This is a genomic window from Brockia lithotrophica, from assembly GCF_003633725.1.
In the GTDB taxonomy this organism is placed as follows: domain Bacteria; phylum Bacillota; class Bacilli; order Thermicanales; family DSM-22653; genus Brockia; species Brockia lithotrophica.
This window is the reverse complement of sequence record NZ_RBIJ01000001.1, coordinates 106,017-121,458: the sequence shown is the minus strand read 5'-3', so window position 1 is coordinate 121,458 and position 15,442 is coordinate 106,017. Positions and strand designations below refer to the sequence as shown.

Here is a 15,442-nt window from a genome sequence, read left to right as displayed (position 1 = left end):
CTCCTTACGGGATGTCCGCGCCGGAATCTTCCCACCCCTCGTCGAGGTCCAGATCGATGAGGGACTCGGCGAGATCCGTGTACTTCGCCTCTCCTTCGGCGACGTACGCCTCCCAGCGCGCCTCGTCCCAAATCTCCACGCGCGCGGAAACCCCGACGACTACGACGTTCTTCGTCAAACCGGCGTAGGCCGCGAGGTTGGGCGGGATGTTGATCCGGCCCTGACGGTCGGGTTCCACCTCCACAGCGCCGGCAAAGAGGAGGCGCGTAAAGGCACGGACTTCTTTGCGGGTAAAGGGAAGGGAGCGCAGGCGCCGCTCGAGCGTGCGCCAGGCGCCAAGGGGGTAGGCGAAGAGGGAGCCGTCGAGTCCGCGCGTGAGGATGAACGGCGAACCCAGTTCCTCGCGGAAGCGGGCAGGAATCGTGAGCCGACCCTTTTCGTCGAGCACGTGCCGGTGCTCCCCGAGGAACATCCCCCTCACCTCCCCACTTTACCCCACTTTGCCCCACCTACGCTATGTTCTTCGGCGCCACGGCAAAAAATCCTTCCCCGAGCCGCGTACGAAAATACCGCCCGGGAAGGGCTTCCCGGGCGGTTCGATCGTCCGCTTGTCCGATGGGAGGAAATCCCGCGCGTTGCCGAGGGGAACAGGGAGAGCCGCGACCTTACGCTTCCTCTCCCTCGAGGTAACGCCTTTGGTCTTCTGTGAGGTGGTCAATCGCGATCCCGAGGGCGGCGAGCTTCCGGCGCGCTACCTCCTCGTCTACCTCCGGCGGCACGGGCAAGAGCTCCGGAGCAAGCCGCCCTTCTCGCGCGTGGCGCTCCCGGAGGTAGAGGAGGGAGAGGGCCTGCAGGGCAAAACTTAGGTCCATGATCTCCGCCGGGTGGCCGTCGCCGGCCACGAGGTTCACGAGCCGACCCTTGCCGAGGAGGTAAAGCGTACGGCCGTCTGGGAGGACGTACGCGTCCACGTTGGGCCGAACGTCCTCGTCTATGCGGACGGCCATCTCCCGGAGTTCGGAAACCGCGACCTCGACGTCGAAGTGGCCCGCGTTCATGAGGAACGCCCCGTCCTTCATGCGGGCGAAGTGCTCGCGTCCGAGGACGCGCGCGTTCCCCGTCACGGTGACGAAGACGTCGCCGATCGCCGCCGCCTCGAGGGCCGGAAGGACACGGAACCCCTCGAGGTGGGCTTCCAAAGCCCGCACGGGATGGACTTCCGTGACGACGACCTCCGCCCCGAGTCCGCGGGCGCGCTGGGCTACGCCCTTCCCGCACCACCCGTAGCCGTGGACGACGACGGTCTTCCCCGCGACGAGGAGGTTCGTCGTCCGAACGAAGGCGTCCCACACCGACTGTCCCGTACCGTAGCGGTTGTCGAAGAGGTGCTTCGTGGGCGTGTCGTTCACGAGGACCATGGGAAAGCGCAGGCGTCCCGACCTCGCCAGCGCCCTGAGGCGCAAAATCCCCGTCGTCGTCTCCTCCGCCCCGCCGATCACGCTCGCGGCGATTTCCGGGTAGCGCGTGTGCAGGAGGTGGACGAGGTCGCCGCCGTCGTCCACGAGAAGGTGCGGACGGGCCCGGACGAGCTCTTCGAGGTATGCCTCGTACTCCTCCTGCGTCGCTCCCCGGCGGGCGAAGACGCGGACGCCGCGCGCCGCCACGGCCCGGGCGACGTCGTCCTGCGTGGAGAGAGGGTTGGAGCTCGCGAGGTAGACCTCTGCACCGCCCGCCCGAAGCGTGTCTGCGAGGTAGGCCGTCTTAGCTTCGAGGTGAAGGGCGATGGCGATCGTGAGGCCGGAAAAGGGGCGCGTGCGTTCGAATTCTGCCCGAAGCGTCCTGAGAACGGGCATGAAGCGTTCTACCCAGAGGAGCTTGCGTTCGCCGAGGTCCACGGCCGTATCCCTACCTCCCTTGTGCTACAAGTTCCATGCCGTTACCAAGATTCCCACGAGGACGAGGAGCGCGTACACGCCGCCGAAATACAAAAGCCCCAGCCGCAAGGCCACGCGGCCGAGGGGGAACCTCACCCTCCGTCCGCGCCGCACCCCGTAGGCGACGAGGGCGGCGAAGGCGGCAAAAAACCCGAAGAGAAAGGCAAACCGCCCGACCCCTCCCCAGCGCACGACCTCTCCCAAGACGAAGTCCGCGAGGAAGAAGAGGAGCGAGGTCGCCCCGAGTGCCCACTCCCGCGCCTCCGAAGGGGAACGCGTGACGTAGTATGCGACGAGCCACACGAGGGGAAAGCCGAGAGGCGGGACGACGACCAACGCCGCCAGAACGTGCTGCACGACTTGCGGCACGGCCGACCCCCTTTCCGCAAACACCCTTTCCTGGGCACAATTCGTCATCCGCGGGCAAACTCCTCCCTCGGCGCGGAAATTTTGCATGCGGCGCATGAATCCTGCCGCCGCCTCCCAACCTAGGAAAAGAAACCCGTGGCAGAGACTTCCGCACCCGGCGAATTCCGGTACTCGGGGCGAGAGGAGGGGACAAATGAAGAAAAAGGATAGGAGCGGGACCCAAGACAAAAGCGCTTCCCCTTTGCGTCCCCAAGATGCCCTTCGCCGCACTTTCGAAGGACTGGCGGACTTCGTATCCCGAACCCTGGAAGACGGCCCGAAGCGCGCGACGCTTCTCTACGTCAAGACCGTGGCCGACGAAGACAAGATCCAGCGCTACCTCGTGCGCGTCTTCTTCGAAACCGATGCGTCCCGCTTCCGCGACTACCTGAAGAGCCATCCCTTTGGTATCCCCTACGCCGACGAAGGACAGGCGGCCAAGATGCTCCTAAACGGGGCCGTCTTCGTGGAATTCGAAGGAGAGCCCTACCTTCTCGACCTTCGCCTCCTCCAGGATACGGGGGTTCAGCGGACGGAAGTCGAGCCCGTCCTCCAAGGCCCCCTCAACTCGCTGAGCGAAACCCTCCTCGTCAACCTCAACCTCCTCCGCTTTCGCTACAAGCAGGTCAACCTCGCCATCGAGCTCGGGGAAATCGGTACGCGCAGCCAAACCAACGTCGCCCTCGTCTACGACCGCGACCTCGTGAAGTCCCACGTTCTCGAAGCCCTCCGCAAGGCGATCCAGACGCCCGACCTGCCCGCCCTCTTCGCCGCCGGACAACTCGAGCGCGTATTTGCCGGGAAGTTCACGCTCTTCCCCTCGTACATGGTCACGGACCGACCCGACCGAATCCTGCAGGAGATCACCCACGGAAAGGTGGCCCTCCTCCTCGACGGCTCGGAGTTCGCCCTCATCGCCCCGGCTTACTTCTTCGACTTCTTCGCCTCCATGGACGACGTGTACCATCCCGGCATCGCGCGCCTCTTCTTCCTCACCATGCGCTTTACCGCCGTCCTCGTCACGCTGCTTACGCCCGCACTCTACGTGGCCCTCACCGTGTACAACCCCGGAGCGATCCGCCTCCCGCTCACGTTGTCCGTGGCGGGAAGCCGGGCGGCCGTACCCTTTTCCGCGTTTTTCGAAGTGCTCTTCATGATGCTCGCTGTGGAGCTCCTTCTCGAAGCCTCGATGCGCCTGCCCAAGAGCATAAGCGCCGCCGCGACCACCGTAGGCGGAATCATCCTCGGGCAGGCGACGACCACCGCAGGGATCGTCTCCGACGTCATGATCCTCGTGATCGCCGTCGTAGCCATTTCGAGCTTCGTGGTCCCCGTAAACCCCATGTTGTACGCCGTGCGCATCGCGCGCTATCCGCTCATCGGCCTCGCCTCCCTCTTCGGCCTCGCGGGAATCCTCGTGGGGTTTGCGGTTTACCTCTTCGCACTCGCCGAAAGGGAGAGCTTTGGCGAACCGTACTTCTACCTTCCCTTCTCCGCGGGGACGTCCGGCAAAGGAGTGGGACGCTAAGTGCAGCCACGCTTTGCCCTGTACGTCTTTCTCGCTACGTACTTCATGGCCGGCTTCGGGTTCGTCCCCCACCTCCTTCTCGCCTCCCCGGCGGGGGACGGTCTTGCCCTCGCGGCGGGCAGCCTTCTGGGAATCGTCCTCGCTTTGGCCTACGGCACCCTTTGGCGCAAGGCTCCCTACACCCCGCTTCACGATCAGCTCACCGCCGTGTTTCCGTCCCCCGCGGCGCGACCGCTGGCGGCAGCCTTCGGCCTTACGTACCTCGCGTGGGGGAGTTTTGCGATCCTCTTTTCCGCAGATGTCGCCATACGCTTCCTTGGGGCTCCGGCCTACCTTTCGCTCCCCGTGTTCCTCTTCGCCGCCCTCGCCCTTTACGGCGCACGACTCCCCTTTTCCAAGCTCCTTCTGGCAGTGGAGGTGCTCGCCCTCCTCGGGATCCTCGTCCTCCTCGTGTCCCTGCCACCTACGCTCACTCAGCCGCATACCCGATGGGACCTTGCATGGCGCCACCTCCTGCGTCCAGGGCTGCCCACGTACGGGCAAATCGCCGCCGCCTTTGCTCCCTTTTCCGGGACGCTGGCCCTAGCGGGGTTCCTCCACGTCCTCGAACCCCCGAAGCGCCTCTTCCCCTACGCCCTCGTTTTCCTCTTCCTCGCCCTCGCCTACGTCTTCCTCTACCTCCTCCCCCTCTCCCTCCTCGGCCCGGAACTCCTCTCCGGAGCACCGTACCCGTGGTTGAGCGCGGCGAGTGCCGTGCGGCTGTACCTTTCGCCGATGGAGCAGGACTTCCTCACGCTCGTGCTCGTCACCCTCACTTCCTCCTCCCTCGCCGCTACCGTTTTTTGGGCCGCCTCCGTCCGCCTCTTCGAGGCCGCCCTGTTCGGCGAATCTGCCAAACGAAAAGGAGCTCGGGGGACGACCCCCGAGCTCGACGCTCCCGCCTTTATGGGTATGCGGCGGCAACGGCTCTTCCCGTGGCTGTTCCTTGCCGTCACCGGGCTAGTTCTCCTCCCCATTTTCTGGAACCTCCTGGGTACGGAAGGGACGTACCGGGCGGTGGCGATGTTCTTCGACGTTTTACCTGCGGCCGAACTCGTCGCCCTCCTCGTCTTTGGACTCTTCGTGCGCCTCCCCCCGCAAAAACGGTCTCCCCAAGGCGCGAGAAGGGGCTTCCGCGGAGGGAAAGCTGCACTCGTCGCCCTCCTTCTCGGCGGAAGCGCGGCGTTTGTCGCCGGGTGCAACTACCGCGACATCGAGCAACACGCGTTCGTCATCGCCGTGGGCGTAGACGGCCCCGGCGTCACCGAAAGTACCTCTGTACCGAAGAAACACGAAACAGAAGGCCTACGCTTTACGTTTAAGGTGGTCATCCCCAGCCCCGAGATCAAAAAGGGAGAAAACCGCTTCCTCCTCCTGGAAACGGAAGCCTCGGGGTTCGCCGAAGCCGTGGAAACCCTTCGCACGCGCTCATCCAGCTACCTGGACTTTTCCCACCTCAACGTCGTGGTGATCGGCGAGGACGCCCTCTCACACCGTACGCTGGGTGAACTCCTCGACGGGTTCCTCCGCCGCGAAGAAATCAAGGTGACCGCCTTCGTCGCGGTGGGACGGCCCTCCGCCCGAGACGTCCTCGAGATCAAACCGCCCGACGAGCGAATCCCCGGGAGCAACCTCCTCTCCCTATTGGAACGAACGGGCGAAGACAACCCCGACCTCTACCCGGCAGAACTCTTCGACGTGGGGCGCAGGCTCCTCGAGCCGGATTTCGATCCCGTCCTCCCCGTCGTGAGCGTCGAGAAACAAGGTTACCGCGTGGATTCCCTCTACGTGTGCGACAAGGCCCGGCCGCGGCTGGAACTCCGCGGCGAGGAGGCCGTCCTTTTGAACGCGCTTTTGCGCGAACGAATCCCCCTCAGCGTGCGGGTAAACGGTGCCCTCCTCGTGAGTCCCCCGGGGCGTTGGCGCACGGAGCTCTGGCTCGAGGACGGGACGACCCTTCACCTCCGACTTCGGGTCGACGCCGCCGTCGAGGAAAATTCCGACGGGCTCCCAAAGTCCGAACTTGAAGCGCGTGCCGCCAAGACCCTGGCGGAAACCGCCCAAACCGTCTTACAAAAGGTCGGAGAGGAAGGGCTCAACCCCTACGGACTGCCCCTTTCGCAGACCGCGCCCTCGTCAAAAGTCGCGAAGGCGCCTCGGCGCCTTCGCGACGTCCGCGTCGAGGTCTTCGTGCGCATCGTCGACCGGGGAAGCCTGGAGGTACACACGAACCGCTAGACGAAAGCCTTACGAGTCTTCGAGGTCGCGCAGAGCCTCCAAGATGGGGGTGAGGGCGTCCGATTTTTCATCCAACGAGCCCGGTTCCCTTGCAAACGCGAGAGAAAGGCGAATCTCCCTGCCTCCCCCTTCCTCTTTCTTTGCGGAAAGAGGCGAGACCCTCCGGATTGTGCTTGCACCCAACGTTGCCCTCCGGTGCGGAGGTCGCTGTTCTCCCTTGTCCTCCGGCTTTTCGCGAGAGGAGCTTCCCCCTTCCCCCTTCCCTTTCTCCCCGAGCGCCTCCCCTTCGGAAAGGGCCGAAGCCGAAAGAGACGCCCGACCAGACGGAGGAGCCGAGGGGGAAACCGAAGCCGAGGGAAGGGACGGACCGACAGAAGCACCTCTATGCGAGGGGAAGGAACCCGGAACGGACCCATCCCCGAAGAGCTCTTCCAATTCCTCGAGAAGTGCGGAAATCTTCCGGAGAACCTCGCGGGCGCGGGCGGAAGGATCCGGTGCCGCAGGGGAGAAAGCGGAGGAAGGCGGAATCTCCTGGGGAAAAGCCCCTTTCGAGCGGGCACTTCTGCGGAGGGCGGCAAGCTCCTTTGCGTAATCCTTGCGCACGAAGCGGTTCCAGCGGTAGCTCGCGGCGGCGTAGGAACGGCCGAGGCGCTCTGCGGCCTCCTCGATCCCGGCCTTTTGGGTGCCTCCCCGACGAAGCGAAGAGAGCACGCTCTCCGCCAAAATGCGGTCATCCTCGGGCGTCCAGATTTCGTAGGAACGGGACCTCTCCCTTTTCATCTCTCGTCCACTCCCACACGGCGTACGTCCCCACACCGGGAAAACCCGAAGAAGCGGGGCGGCCGGAAGGTAAGTGACCGGCGCAGCGCCTACCCCTAGTATAGCAAACTCCCCTGTAGTTTTCGAAAAGACGAAAAGGTATACACACAAAAGGAGTCGCCGCACAGGCGGCGACCCCCTTCCGTTCATCCGAAGTTCCCATTTGTTCGACGTCTCCGCGTCACGCCAAGGCGAGCAGGACCTCCAAGGCCTCACGATCGTAGCCGACAATCAGGTGGTCCCCGTAGGTGATGATCGGCCGCCGAAGGAGGCGGGGTTCACGGTGAAGGAGCTCGAGGAGCTCCGTAAAGCGGAGGTTTTCGATGTCTATACCGAGCGACTTAAAGACCTGACTGCGCTTGGACAAAAGCTCGTCCGTCCCTTCCGTGGTCAGGCGGAACATCTCCTTGAGCTCGTCCGGAGACGGCGGATTCCGAAAGATGTGCCTCTCCTCGTAGGGGATCCCGTGGCGGTTGAGCCATTCCTTGGTCTTGCGGCACGACGTGCAGCTCGGGTACGTGTAGAAAATCACCTTACCCTTTCGGCGCGGCGCCATTTTCCTCACCCCACCTTGTTCGATCTCGAGGCCCGAGACGGTGCACGGGCCGTGCCGGCGTTCTCATCCGCCCGAAAAACGGATTGAGAACAATACTCGCTACAATGTATTGTAGCCTCGCCCGTCCGGGGCGTCAAGGCACCCGTGAAAAGTCAAAATATTTTTATTTACCAGTTCATGCTTGATTTCTCCGGTTCCCATCGTATATACTATCCCTGGTATGGTAGGTGGTCGTGGCCCCTCCCGGAGATGCGGAACTCCCATTTGGGACGACCGGGTAAGCGCTTTCTCTACCGGGCCAGGGGAAAGGCGTTCCACAACGGCAGGAAAGGAAGATCGACCATGGCGAGCGAACAAGTTCTGAAAATCACAGGCGCCCTCTCCGATCCGACCCGCTACAACATCTACCGCTACGTCCTGGCCAACAAAGAGGGGGTTACCGTCACCCAAGTCGCCGAACACTTCGGGATCCACCCCAACGTCGCCCGGCTGCACCTCACGAAGCTGGAAGAGGCAAACCTCGTCACGTCCCGTGCGGAAAAGTCCGGGAAGGGCGGTCGGCCGGGGAAGGTCTACACCCCAACCCTCAAGCGGGAAACCGTGTCCTTCCCGCCGCGGGACTACGCCTTCGTTTCCGAGGTGGCGATGCGGACGCTGGACCGCCTCGGCGAAGAGGCGAAAAAGGTTTTCGTCGAAGAGGGGTACCGCCTGGGCGTCGAGGTAGGGCACCGCTACCTCCAAGATGAGCACTTCCGAGCGGAAGACCAGCCCTTCCCCCGGCTCGTCGAAGCGGCCATCCGCATCGCGGAACAGCAAGATCTCTACCCCGAACTCCTCGAGGTACAAGATCCCATGTTCCGCTTCCGCGTACGGAACTGCCCCTTCATGGAGCAAATCCACGACTACCCCGTGATTTGCGAAATGCACCAGGCATACCTAAGGGGGATCCTCGAGACGATCGGGGGCCGCGTCGACCTGATCGAGGAAAAGTGCATGGTGCACGGCGACCTCGACTGCGAGTACATCGCCGTAAAGCTCCCGTAAACGTCTTTCCGGACCCCGATTCGCCGAAGGGGAAAGAAAAAATCCCCACAGGAGAAAACGCCAAAAGCCGGGCGGGGATACCGCCCGGCTTTCGTCCGCATACCCGCAGAAATCCGGCCCCTCAGTGGACTTCCGCTCCGTGCTCCTCCGCCGTCTCCGACACTTCGCGAATCACCGTGTCCACGAAGCGAAAGCCTTCTTCCGCCTCCGTGAGGTCCTTTACGCTTAACATCCCCACGACACGCCCTCCGTCGACAACCACCAAGCGGCGGATCTGGTGCTCCGCCATGAGCTTCGCCGCCTCGAGGAGCGGACGATCCGGGGAGACGGTGACGGGATTCGGGGTCATCACGTCCGCCACACGCAGATTCCCGTCCTTCGCCTCGGAAAGCGCGCGGACGACGATGTCGCGGTCGGTGACGATCCCGAGAAGCTTTCCGTCCGCGCCGACGACGGGCAACGCGCCGATGTCGTGCTCCTTCATCCGCCGTGCGACTTCCACAAGCGTCATCTGCGGATCGGCGGTGACGACCTGCCGGGCCATGACGTCGGCCACGCGGGTCACGGCGTTCACCTCCTCGGAAGATCCGCCCTTATCCTTTGCGAGATCCTCCGCCCCTATGTGTGCCGCACGGCCGAAACGCCCTCGCCCGCTCGTCCCGAAATCCCGGTATAATCGGAACCGAGAGGAGAAACTAGCTGTGGACGAGGTGAAAGGCGATTTCTCCCAGACGTCTCCCCCATGAGCACCCCGCTGCGGTAATCCCCTTTTCTTCCGTGTCGCCGCGGAAGGGCTTCGCCGGATCGGAAAAGCGAACGGCCGTATCGCCCGGTCCAGACTACGTCCTCCTCCTCCTCACGGTGCTCCTCGTGATCTTCGGCCTCACGATGGTGTGGAGCGCCAGCCTGCCCGAAGTCCAACTCCCCGCCTCGTCCCGGTCCTCCGCAACGACGTCCGCCTTCCACTTCCTTTTGCAACCCGGCGCTCTGAACTGGGCCGAGCGACAACTTCTCTGGGCGGGACTTGGGAGCGTCGTCCTCGTCGTGGCGATGCACACCCCCCTCCGCCTCCTCCGAAAGCTCATCCCGCTCGCCCTCGCCGCGGCCTACGCCTTCCTCGTTCTCGTCCTCATCCCACACGTGGGCACGGAAGTCAACGGTTCGCGTTCCTGGCTGCGGTTCGGAGGCCTCTCCTTTCAACCTTCCGAATTCGCCAAACTCGCCCTCCTCATGTACCTCGCCGCCTTCGTCGCCAATCGGGGGGATCGGATCGCGCAGTTCCGCAGGGGGTTTCTGCCGCCGCTCCTCGTCGGCGGAAGCCTCGCCTTCCTCGTCCTTTTGGAAAACGACCTCGGAACGGCGGCCATCCTCCTCGGTACGACGCTCGTCGTCCTCTACCTCTCCGGCGCCGACCTCCGCCACCTCCTCTTCGTCGGTGTCGTTTCCGCGGCGGGAGTCGCCCTGGCCGTCTTTTTCGTCCCGTACCGGATGAACCGGTTCTTCGCCTTTCTCGATCCCTGGTCGGACCCCCAGGGGCGTGGATACCACCTCATCCAGTCCTTGTACGCCATCGCCCACGGCCGGCTGGTCGGCGTAGGTCTGGGCTACGGCACGCAAAAGGCCTACTACCTCCCCTACGCCCACAACGACTTCATCTTCGCCGTCGTACTCGAGGAACTCGGCGCGATCGGCGGCGCGCTCCTCCTCTTCCTCCTCGCCTCCCTCGTGCTCCGGATCGCCTTTCTCGCCGCACGCACGGACGATCCCTTTGCCCGCACGTTGGCGTACGGCATCGCCACTTCCCTCTCCATCCAGACGATGTTCAACCTCGGGGGCGTGACGGGGCTCCTTCCGATCACTGGAGTGACCTTACCCTTTATCAGCTACGGAGGAACGTCCCTCGTATTGAGCCTCGGGGAGGTCGGCATCGCCTTGGCGATCTCCCGACTCCGTCGGGTTTCCGGCTGAACGACCTTCGCCCTGTGCGGTGGGCTCGGGAGGCCGAGCCTTTCTCTCGCGGACGTCTTCGACGAAGACGTCCACGGCGTCCGGGACGTAGCCCGTAAGACGCTCCACATCTTCGCGGACGCGCCTCTGGACTTCGCGCGCCACGCTCCGGATGTCCGCACCATAGTCGACGGCAAGGCGCACGAAAACGGAAAGCCGACCGTCTTCCCGGCGCAGCTGCACCGCCGGCCCGGCGGGCCTCCCCCAAAGGCGGTACACCCAGCCGCCCACATACGGCTCCTCTGCGAGGTAAGCTCCGGGTGTATCCTCTACGGCGAGGCGAACGAGGAGGGAGATCACCTCCATAGCCACGCCGCGCTCTTTTGTTTCCGACTCTTTGGAATACTTGTTATTCGACTGCGCAAACGATGCTTCGGAATGCGACGGGGGTTCCCCCAACGAACGCCCCGTTTCGTCTCGAGGTTCTCTCCCGAAGGTCTCCATCGGCATGTGCCGGCCTCCTTTGCCTGCGGCGGCCGTTGCCGCTCTCGCTTCATTATACCGCAGCGGTTTTCATATTCCTGCATGCCCCGGCAAAAACTAGACGCGAGGCGGAAGTTGCCAATGCGGAGGGTACGCCCTCGCCGGAGAGGGCACCCGGAGGGAGGGACCGCCGTGTTCCGCCCCTGGTCCGTCTTTCGGCGCCACCGGGAAAAGCAGCGCACCTTGGAAGAGGCGGCGGCAAAGCGCACGGGCGTGCCGGGGCCGAAGTGTCCCAAGTGCCCCATCTCTTCTAAGCTCAAGACGAACGTCGCCAAGGTTCGTGAGCACTTTCATTCGCCGCAAAACGTCGACCTCAAGGTGCGCCACATCACATACGGCCGGCGCAAGGCGGCCATCGTCTACCTGGAAGGGACGATCGAAGAAAGCACGATCGACGAGGCCGTGATCCGGCCGTTAAACGAACGGGTTACCGCCATCACCGGGAAAAAGGCCTACACGGAGATCACGACGATCCTCGACTCGCTCCACCTGGACTACGTGGACGAAATGGAGGACGCGCTTCGGCACATCCTCGACGGGCACATCGTCCTCTTCATCGACGGGATCCGCCGCGCCTTCGCCATCGACTTTTCCTTCTTCCCCACGCGTTCCGTTCAAGAACCCAAAATCGAACACGTCCTTAAGGGGCCGCAGGAAGCCTTTGTGGAAGACCTGCACCAAAACCTCGCTATCCTCCGCCGCTACCTGCGCTCGCCCAACCTCGTCCACGAGTCCTTTCGCATTGGGACAGAGACGCGGACGGAGGTGGCCCTTCTCTACCTCAAGGGAACGGCGAGCGAGGAATTCGTCGACCGTTTTCGCCGGCGGCTCGACGAGCTGGCGCAGGCAGACTTTCAGCGCGTCGTCTTCATCGAGGAGCTCCTCGACCCCTACCCCAAGAGCCTCCTTCCCTCCTTCCTCGCAACGGAACGGCCGGACCGTGCGGCCTTCCACCTCCTGGAAGGCCACGTCGTCCTCATCCAGGAAAACTTCCCCTTCGTCCTCATCGCTCCCGCCCCGCAGTGGAACCTCCTGCACACGCCGGACGAACACTACCAGAGGTGGGCGTACGGAAACTTCCTCCGCGGGCTCAGGATCTCCGCCTTCTTTTTGAACCTCCTCGCGCCCGCCCTCTACGTCGCCGCCGTGAACTACCACCCGGAAACGATCCCCCTCGACCTCCTCGTCTCCATCGCCGGATCGCGCGAATACGTCCCCTACCCGACCGTCGTCGAAGTCCTCCTCATGGAGTTCAGCTTCGAGCTCATCCGGGAGGCCTCCACGCGGATCCCCACGCAGATCGGACCTACGATCGGCATCGTCGGCGCCCTCATCCTCGGGCAGGCGGCCGTTCAGGCCGGGCTTATAAGCCCCATCCTCGTGATCGTCGTGGCGATCACCGCCCTCGCCTCCTTCGCCATCCCTGACCAGAGCCTCGGGTTTTTCCTCCGGATCATGCGCTTTTTCTTCATCTTTGCCGCCGCCCTCTTCGGCTTCCTCGGCATCGCCACGCTCTTCGCCGTCCTCCTCGCCTACATGGTCTCCCACGAACCGTTCGGCGTAGGGCACATGGCCCCCGTCGCCCCCTACCTCCCCTCCTCCAAAGACACCTTCTTCCGCCGCACCTTCTGGGAGGAAACCCACAACCCGGAAACGGCCATGCCCCAAGCCGAGCTCCGCCTTCGCCTCCCCTTCCACAGGATCCCCGCGCGGGAGAACCCCCGGAACCCGAAACCGTAGGGGAGAAACCGGTTTCCGCAGGAGCGCGGCGAAAGACCCCCCGAAGAGAGGAGGGGGCGCGTGGAAACGCCGTCGACCAACCGACGCATCGGCTTTCGCGAGCTCACGACGATGACGTTTTTCCTCATCGCCCTCCGCGGCACGGACGAAAATACAACACTCTATTTCCAAATCGGCGGCAACGCCGCATGGATGGTCCCCCTCATCCAGTGGCTCGCCTTTGTCCTCCTCTTTGTCCCGCTCACGCGGAAGATGGAGCGCCACGGCGCCGACGACGTCTTTCGTCTCCTCAAGCTCATGTGGGTACCTACGGCGACGCGCTTCACCGCGTGGGGCCTCTTCCTCCTCCTCCTCGCCCTGGGGGCGCTCTGCTTTCGTCCGTACGTCGTCATGCTCACGGTGATGTTCTACCTGCGTACGCCCGAACACGCCGTCGGCCTCGTGCTCCTCTTGGGCGGGATGTACGTCGCCTCTCGCGGCTACGAGGCGATCGGGCGAATGGGCAACATGTTCTTCGTGTACGCCATGTTTTTTTTCGTCCTCCTCATCCTCGGCGTCATCGACCTCGTGGACCCGTCCTATACCTTTCCTCTCTTCGGACCGGGAATTCCGCGGATTCTCCGGGAATCCCTCCTCACCCTCGGCTTTTTCTGCGAGCCGTTTTTCCTCGCCTTCCTCGCCGGTGCCACAAAGGGGGGAGTTCGCACCTTTCGCCGGGCAATCCTCACGGGGACGGGAATGGCCGCCCTGGTGATGAGCGTGTTTCTTCTCCTCTACGACTGGGTCTTCGGTTTCCCCAGCGTAAACGACATCCTCTTCCACTACCAGCAACTCACGCGCTTCGCCCACTTTGGGCTCTACATCTCCCACATCGAGGCGATCTTCCTCTACATCTGGGTCATGGCCTCCGTGGCGCGGCTCGCCATCGTCCTTTACCTCCTCGCCCAGCTCCTCCGCCTCGCCCTGGACGTACCCGCGGGAAGGCCGCTTCTCCCGCTCGTTGCCGCCTACCTCTTTCTCACGAGCCTCATCCCCGTGGGGATCAACGACATCTTTCGCTGGAAGTACGCCGTCGTCGTCGCCGCCACCTTCGTCATGCTCCTCTTGGGCCTTGCCGTCGTGCTCTGGCCGCTTCCCGCGGGAAAGCAGCCGTTCCGGGGAGGAAGGCCGCACTGAACTTCGCCTCGAACCTCGGCCGACGGCGACGTTTCTGGCGTAGTGCAGCCAAACTCGGATGGAGGAGGCCGATGGCGATGAAAAAGGAAGGGCGAGAAGGGCCGAAGTCTCCCGTACCCTCCCCTCGTGGCCGTAAGGGCGAAGCCCTCCCGAAAGGCAGGGCGGAAATGCCTCGGTCGACGGCGCGCGGGCGTCTGAAATGTGCGCTTCGGGCTTTAGGGCGTTCCGCGTTCCTCCTCGCGGGGATCGGCGGATTGTTGACCCTGGGCGGCTGTTGGGACAAGGTCGAACTCGAGGACATCGTCTTTGCCTCGGCCATCGGCCTCGACCGTGCGGAACAGCCGGGGCGGCTGGATGTCACCTTCGAGCTCATGAACACCAAAAAGGCTTCCATTCCTATAAGCCAGACGGCGCAAAAGGAGCCAAACGTCACGTACGTCACGGTGCGCGATACGACGCCCATCTGGGCGCGGGACATCGCAAACTCCGTGGTCACCCGTCGGATCAACATCTCCCACGTTCAGACGATCGTCATCGGCGAGGAGCTCGTGCGCCAAGAAGACCTCTTCGTCACCCTCGCCGCGGCACTCCGCGACCCGGAAATGCGCCGGGCAACGCCGATCATCGTCACGCACGAGCGCGCGGAGGACTTTTTGCGGGAAAACCGCCCCCGATTCGAGACGCTTCCGTACATCTTTTATCGCTTCAAGCTCAACCGCTGGAAGGATACGGGAACCGTCCCCATTTCCACGCTCAACGAATTCCTCCGCGCCTACAGCATCCGTGCTGGCTACCTCGTCACGTACGCCACGGCTCGACGCGAGGAAGGTTCGGAAGGACGAGACGACCGCGCCTTCCCCGGGGAACTCCGCATCGAAGGAGGGGATCCCGTGGAGATGATCGGGAGCGCCGCTCTCGCGCGGGGGAAGATGGTCGGGGCGCTCACGGGGTATGAGACGCGCTTCGCCCTCCTCTTAGGAAACCAACTTCACGTAGCGACTTACCTCATCGGATTTCGCGATCCCGTAGATCCGACGTACTACGTCTCCACGCGGATCCAAAACTGGGAGGGACCGCGGATCCGCATCGACGTAAGCCGCGAGATTCCTCGGATCGTCGTCGACGTCCCCTTCCGCGTAGAGGTCCTCTCCGTTCCCTCGCGGGTCGACTACGTGAACGACGCCGAGAAGCGAAAACTCCTCCACGAGAGCATCCGCAAGGAACTCGAATCGGCCTTCCGCCGGGTCGTCCACCGGGCGCAGAAAGAGTTCGAAACGGACATCTTCGGTTGGAGCCGATTTGCGCTTAGGCTTTTTCCAACGTGGGAAGACTACCGTCGGTACGATTTCCCGGGAAAATTCCCCCGCGCCGAGGTAGAAGTCCACGTGGACGTAAAGATCATCAACTTCGGAAAGACCGTGACCACCCAAGAAGAATCCCCGGAACCCAAGATGCGCTGGTGAGGCGTGC

14 protein-coding genes are annotated in these 15,442 nt (G+C 63.5%); 7 read left to right on the top strand and 7 right to left on the bottom strand.

The genetic code is table 11. From position 1 onward, the window contains the following. Nucleotides 1-4: 4 nt before the first annotated feature. The 3 genes from mraZ to C7438_RS00530 all read right to left on the bottom strand — a co-directional run bounded on the left by mraZ (nt 5) and on the right by C7438_RS00530 (nt 2,399). Entirely contained in the window at nt 5-472 is a 468-nt protein-coding gene (mraZ, locus tag C7438_RS00540; RefSeq protein WP_121443413.1) for a division/cell wall cluster transcriptional repressor MraZ, read from the bottom strand. A 193-nt stretch (nt 473-665) separates the two neighbouring features. Next, nucleotides 666-1,895 carry an adenosylhomocysteinase gene (locus C7438_RS00535; RefSeq protein ID WP_289626224.1) on the bottom strand — a complete coding sequence of 410 codons (1,230 nt, stop codon included), beginning with the start codon at nt 1,893-1,895 and terminating at the stop codon, nt 666-668. A gap of 24 nt (nt 1,896-1,919) precedes the next feature. Continuing rightward, nucleotides 1,920-2,399 carry a hypothetical protein gene (locus C7438_RS00530; RefSeq protein ID WP_121443412.1) on the bottom strand — a complete coding sequence of 160 codons (480 nt, stop codon included), beginning with the start codon at nt 2,397-2,399 and terminating at the stop codon, nt 1,920-1,922. Nucleotides 2,400-2,496: 97 nt separating this feature from the next. Between C7438_RS00530 and C7438_RS00525 the strand changes: the two genes are divergently transcribed. Together C7438_RS00525 and C7438_RS00520 are read left to right on the top strand one after the other, a co-directional pair. After that, on the top strand, nt 2,497-3,870 hold the full coding sequence (locus tag C7438_RS00525) for a spore germination protein (protein ID WP_170143450.1): 1,374 nt from the start codon (nt 2,497-2,499) through the stop codon (nt 3,868-3,870). Further along, nucleotides 3,871-6,147 (top strand): Ger(x)C family spore germination protein, encoded by a 2,277-nt coding sequence (locus tag C7438_RS00520; protein WP_121443410.1) that lies wholly within the window; start codon nt 3,871-3,873, stop codon nt 6,145-6,147. A 9-nt stretch (nt 6,148-6,156) separates the two neighbouring features. Here the strand turns inward: C7438_RS00520 and C7438_RS00515 are convergent, their stop codons facing one another. Beyond that, nucleotides 6,157-6,927 (bottom strand): hypothetical protein, encoded by a 771-nt coding sequence (locus C7438_RS00515; protein WP_121443409.1) that lies wholly within the window; start codon nt 6,925-6,927, stop codon nt 6,157-6,159. Between the two features lie 220 nt (nt 6,928-7,147). Next, complete coding sequence (locus C7438_RS00510) at nt 7,148-7,522, bottom strand: Spx/MgsR family RNA polymerase-binding regulatory protein (RefSeq protein WP_121443408.1); 375 nt, start codon at nt 7,520-7,522, stop codon at nt 7,148-7,150. A 342-nt stretch (nt 7,523-7,864) separates the two neighbouring features. Between C7438_RS00510 and C7438_RS00505 the strand changes: the two genes are divergently transcribed. Next, on the top strand, nt 7,865-8,566 hold the full coding sequence (locus C7438_RS00505) for a helix-turn-helix transcriptional regulator (RefSeq protein ID WP_170143449.1): 702 nt from the start codon (nt 7,865-7,867) through the stop codon (nt 8,564-8,566). 121 nt (nt 8,567-8,687) lie between these two features. Here C7438_RS00505 and C7438_RS00500 read toward each other — a convergent pair whose 3' ends face one another. Further along, nucleotides 8,688-9,131, bottom strand: coding sequence for a CBS domain-containing protein (locus tag C7438_RS00500; RefSeq protein ID WP_211321989.1), 444 nt, complete (start codon nt 9,129-9,131; stop codon nt 8,688-8,690). Nucleotides 9,132-9,343: 212 nt separating this feature from the next. On the opposite strand from C7438_RS00500, the gene ftsW reads away from it, so the two are divergent. Beyond that, nucleotides 9,344-10,534 carry a putative lipid II flippase FtsW gene (gene ftsW / locus C7438_RS00495; RefSeq protein WP_170143448.1) on the top strand — a complete coding sequence of 397 codons (1,191 nt, stop codon included), beginning with the start codon at nt 9,344-9,346 and terminating at the stop codon, nt 10,532-10,534. On the opposite strand, the gene C7438_RS00490 is transcribed toward ftsW, so the two are convergent. Next, on the bottom strand, nt 10,436-11,023 hold the full coding sequence (locus tag C7438_RS00490) for an Asp23/Gls24 family envelope stress response protein (RefSeq protein WP_121444007.1): 588 nt from the start codon (nt 11,021-11,023) through the stop codon (nt 10,436-10,438). The two genes, ftsW and C7438_RS00490, sit on opposite strands and share 99 nt — an antisense overlap. A gap of 165 nt (nt 11,024-11,188) precedes the next feature. On the opposite strand from C7438_RS00490, the gene C7438_RS00485 reads away from it, so the two are divergent. From C7438_RS00485 to C7438_RS00475, 3 genes are all read left to right on the top strand, one after another. Next, on the top strand, nt 11,189-12,796 hold the full coding sequence (locus C7438_RS00485) for a spore germination protein (protein WP_170143447.1): 1,608 nt from the start codon (nt 11,189-11,191) through the stop codon (nt 12,794-12,796). 60 nt (nt 12,797-12,856) lie between these two features. Then, nucleotides 12,857-13,972, top strand: coding sequence for a GerAB/ArcD/ProY family transporter (locus C7438_RS00480; RefSeq protein ID WP_121443404.1), 1,116 nt, complete (start codon nt 12,857-12,859; stop codon nt 13,970-13,972). 77 nt (nt 13,973-14,049) lie between these two features. Beyond that, nucleotides 14,050-15,435 carry a Ger(x)C family spore germination protein gene (locus tag C7438_RS00475; RefSeq protein WP_170143446.1) on the top strand — a complete coding sequence of 462 codons (1,386 nt, stop codon included), beginning with the start codon at nt 14,050-14,052 and terminating at the stop codon, nt 15,433-15,435. The last annotated feature ends 7 nt before the right edge of the window (nt 15,436-15,442 follow it).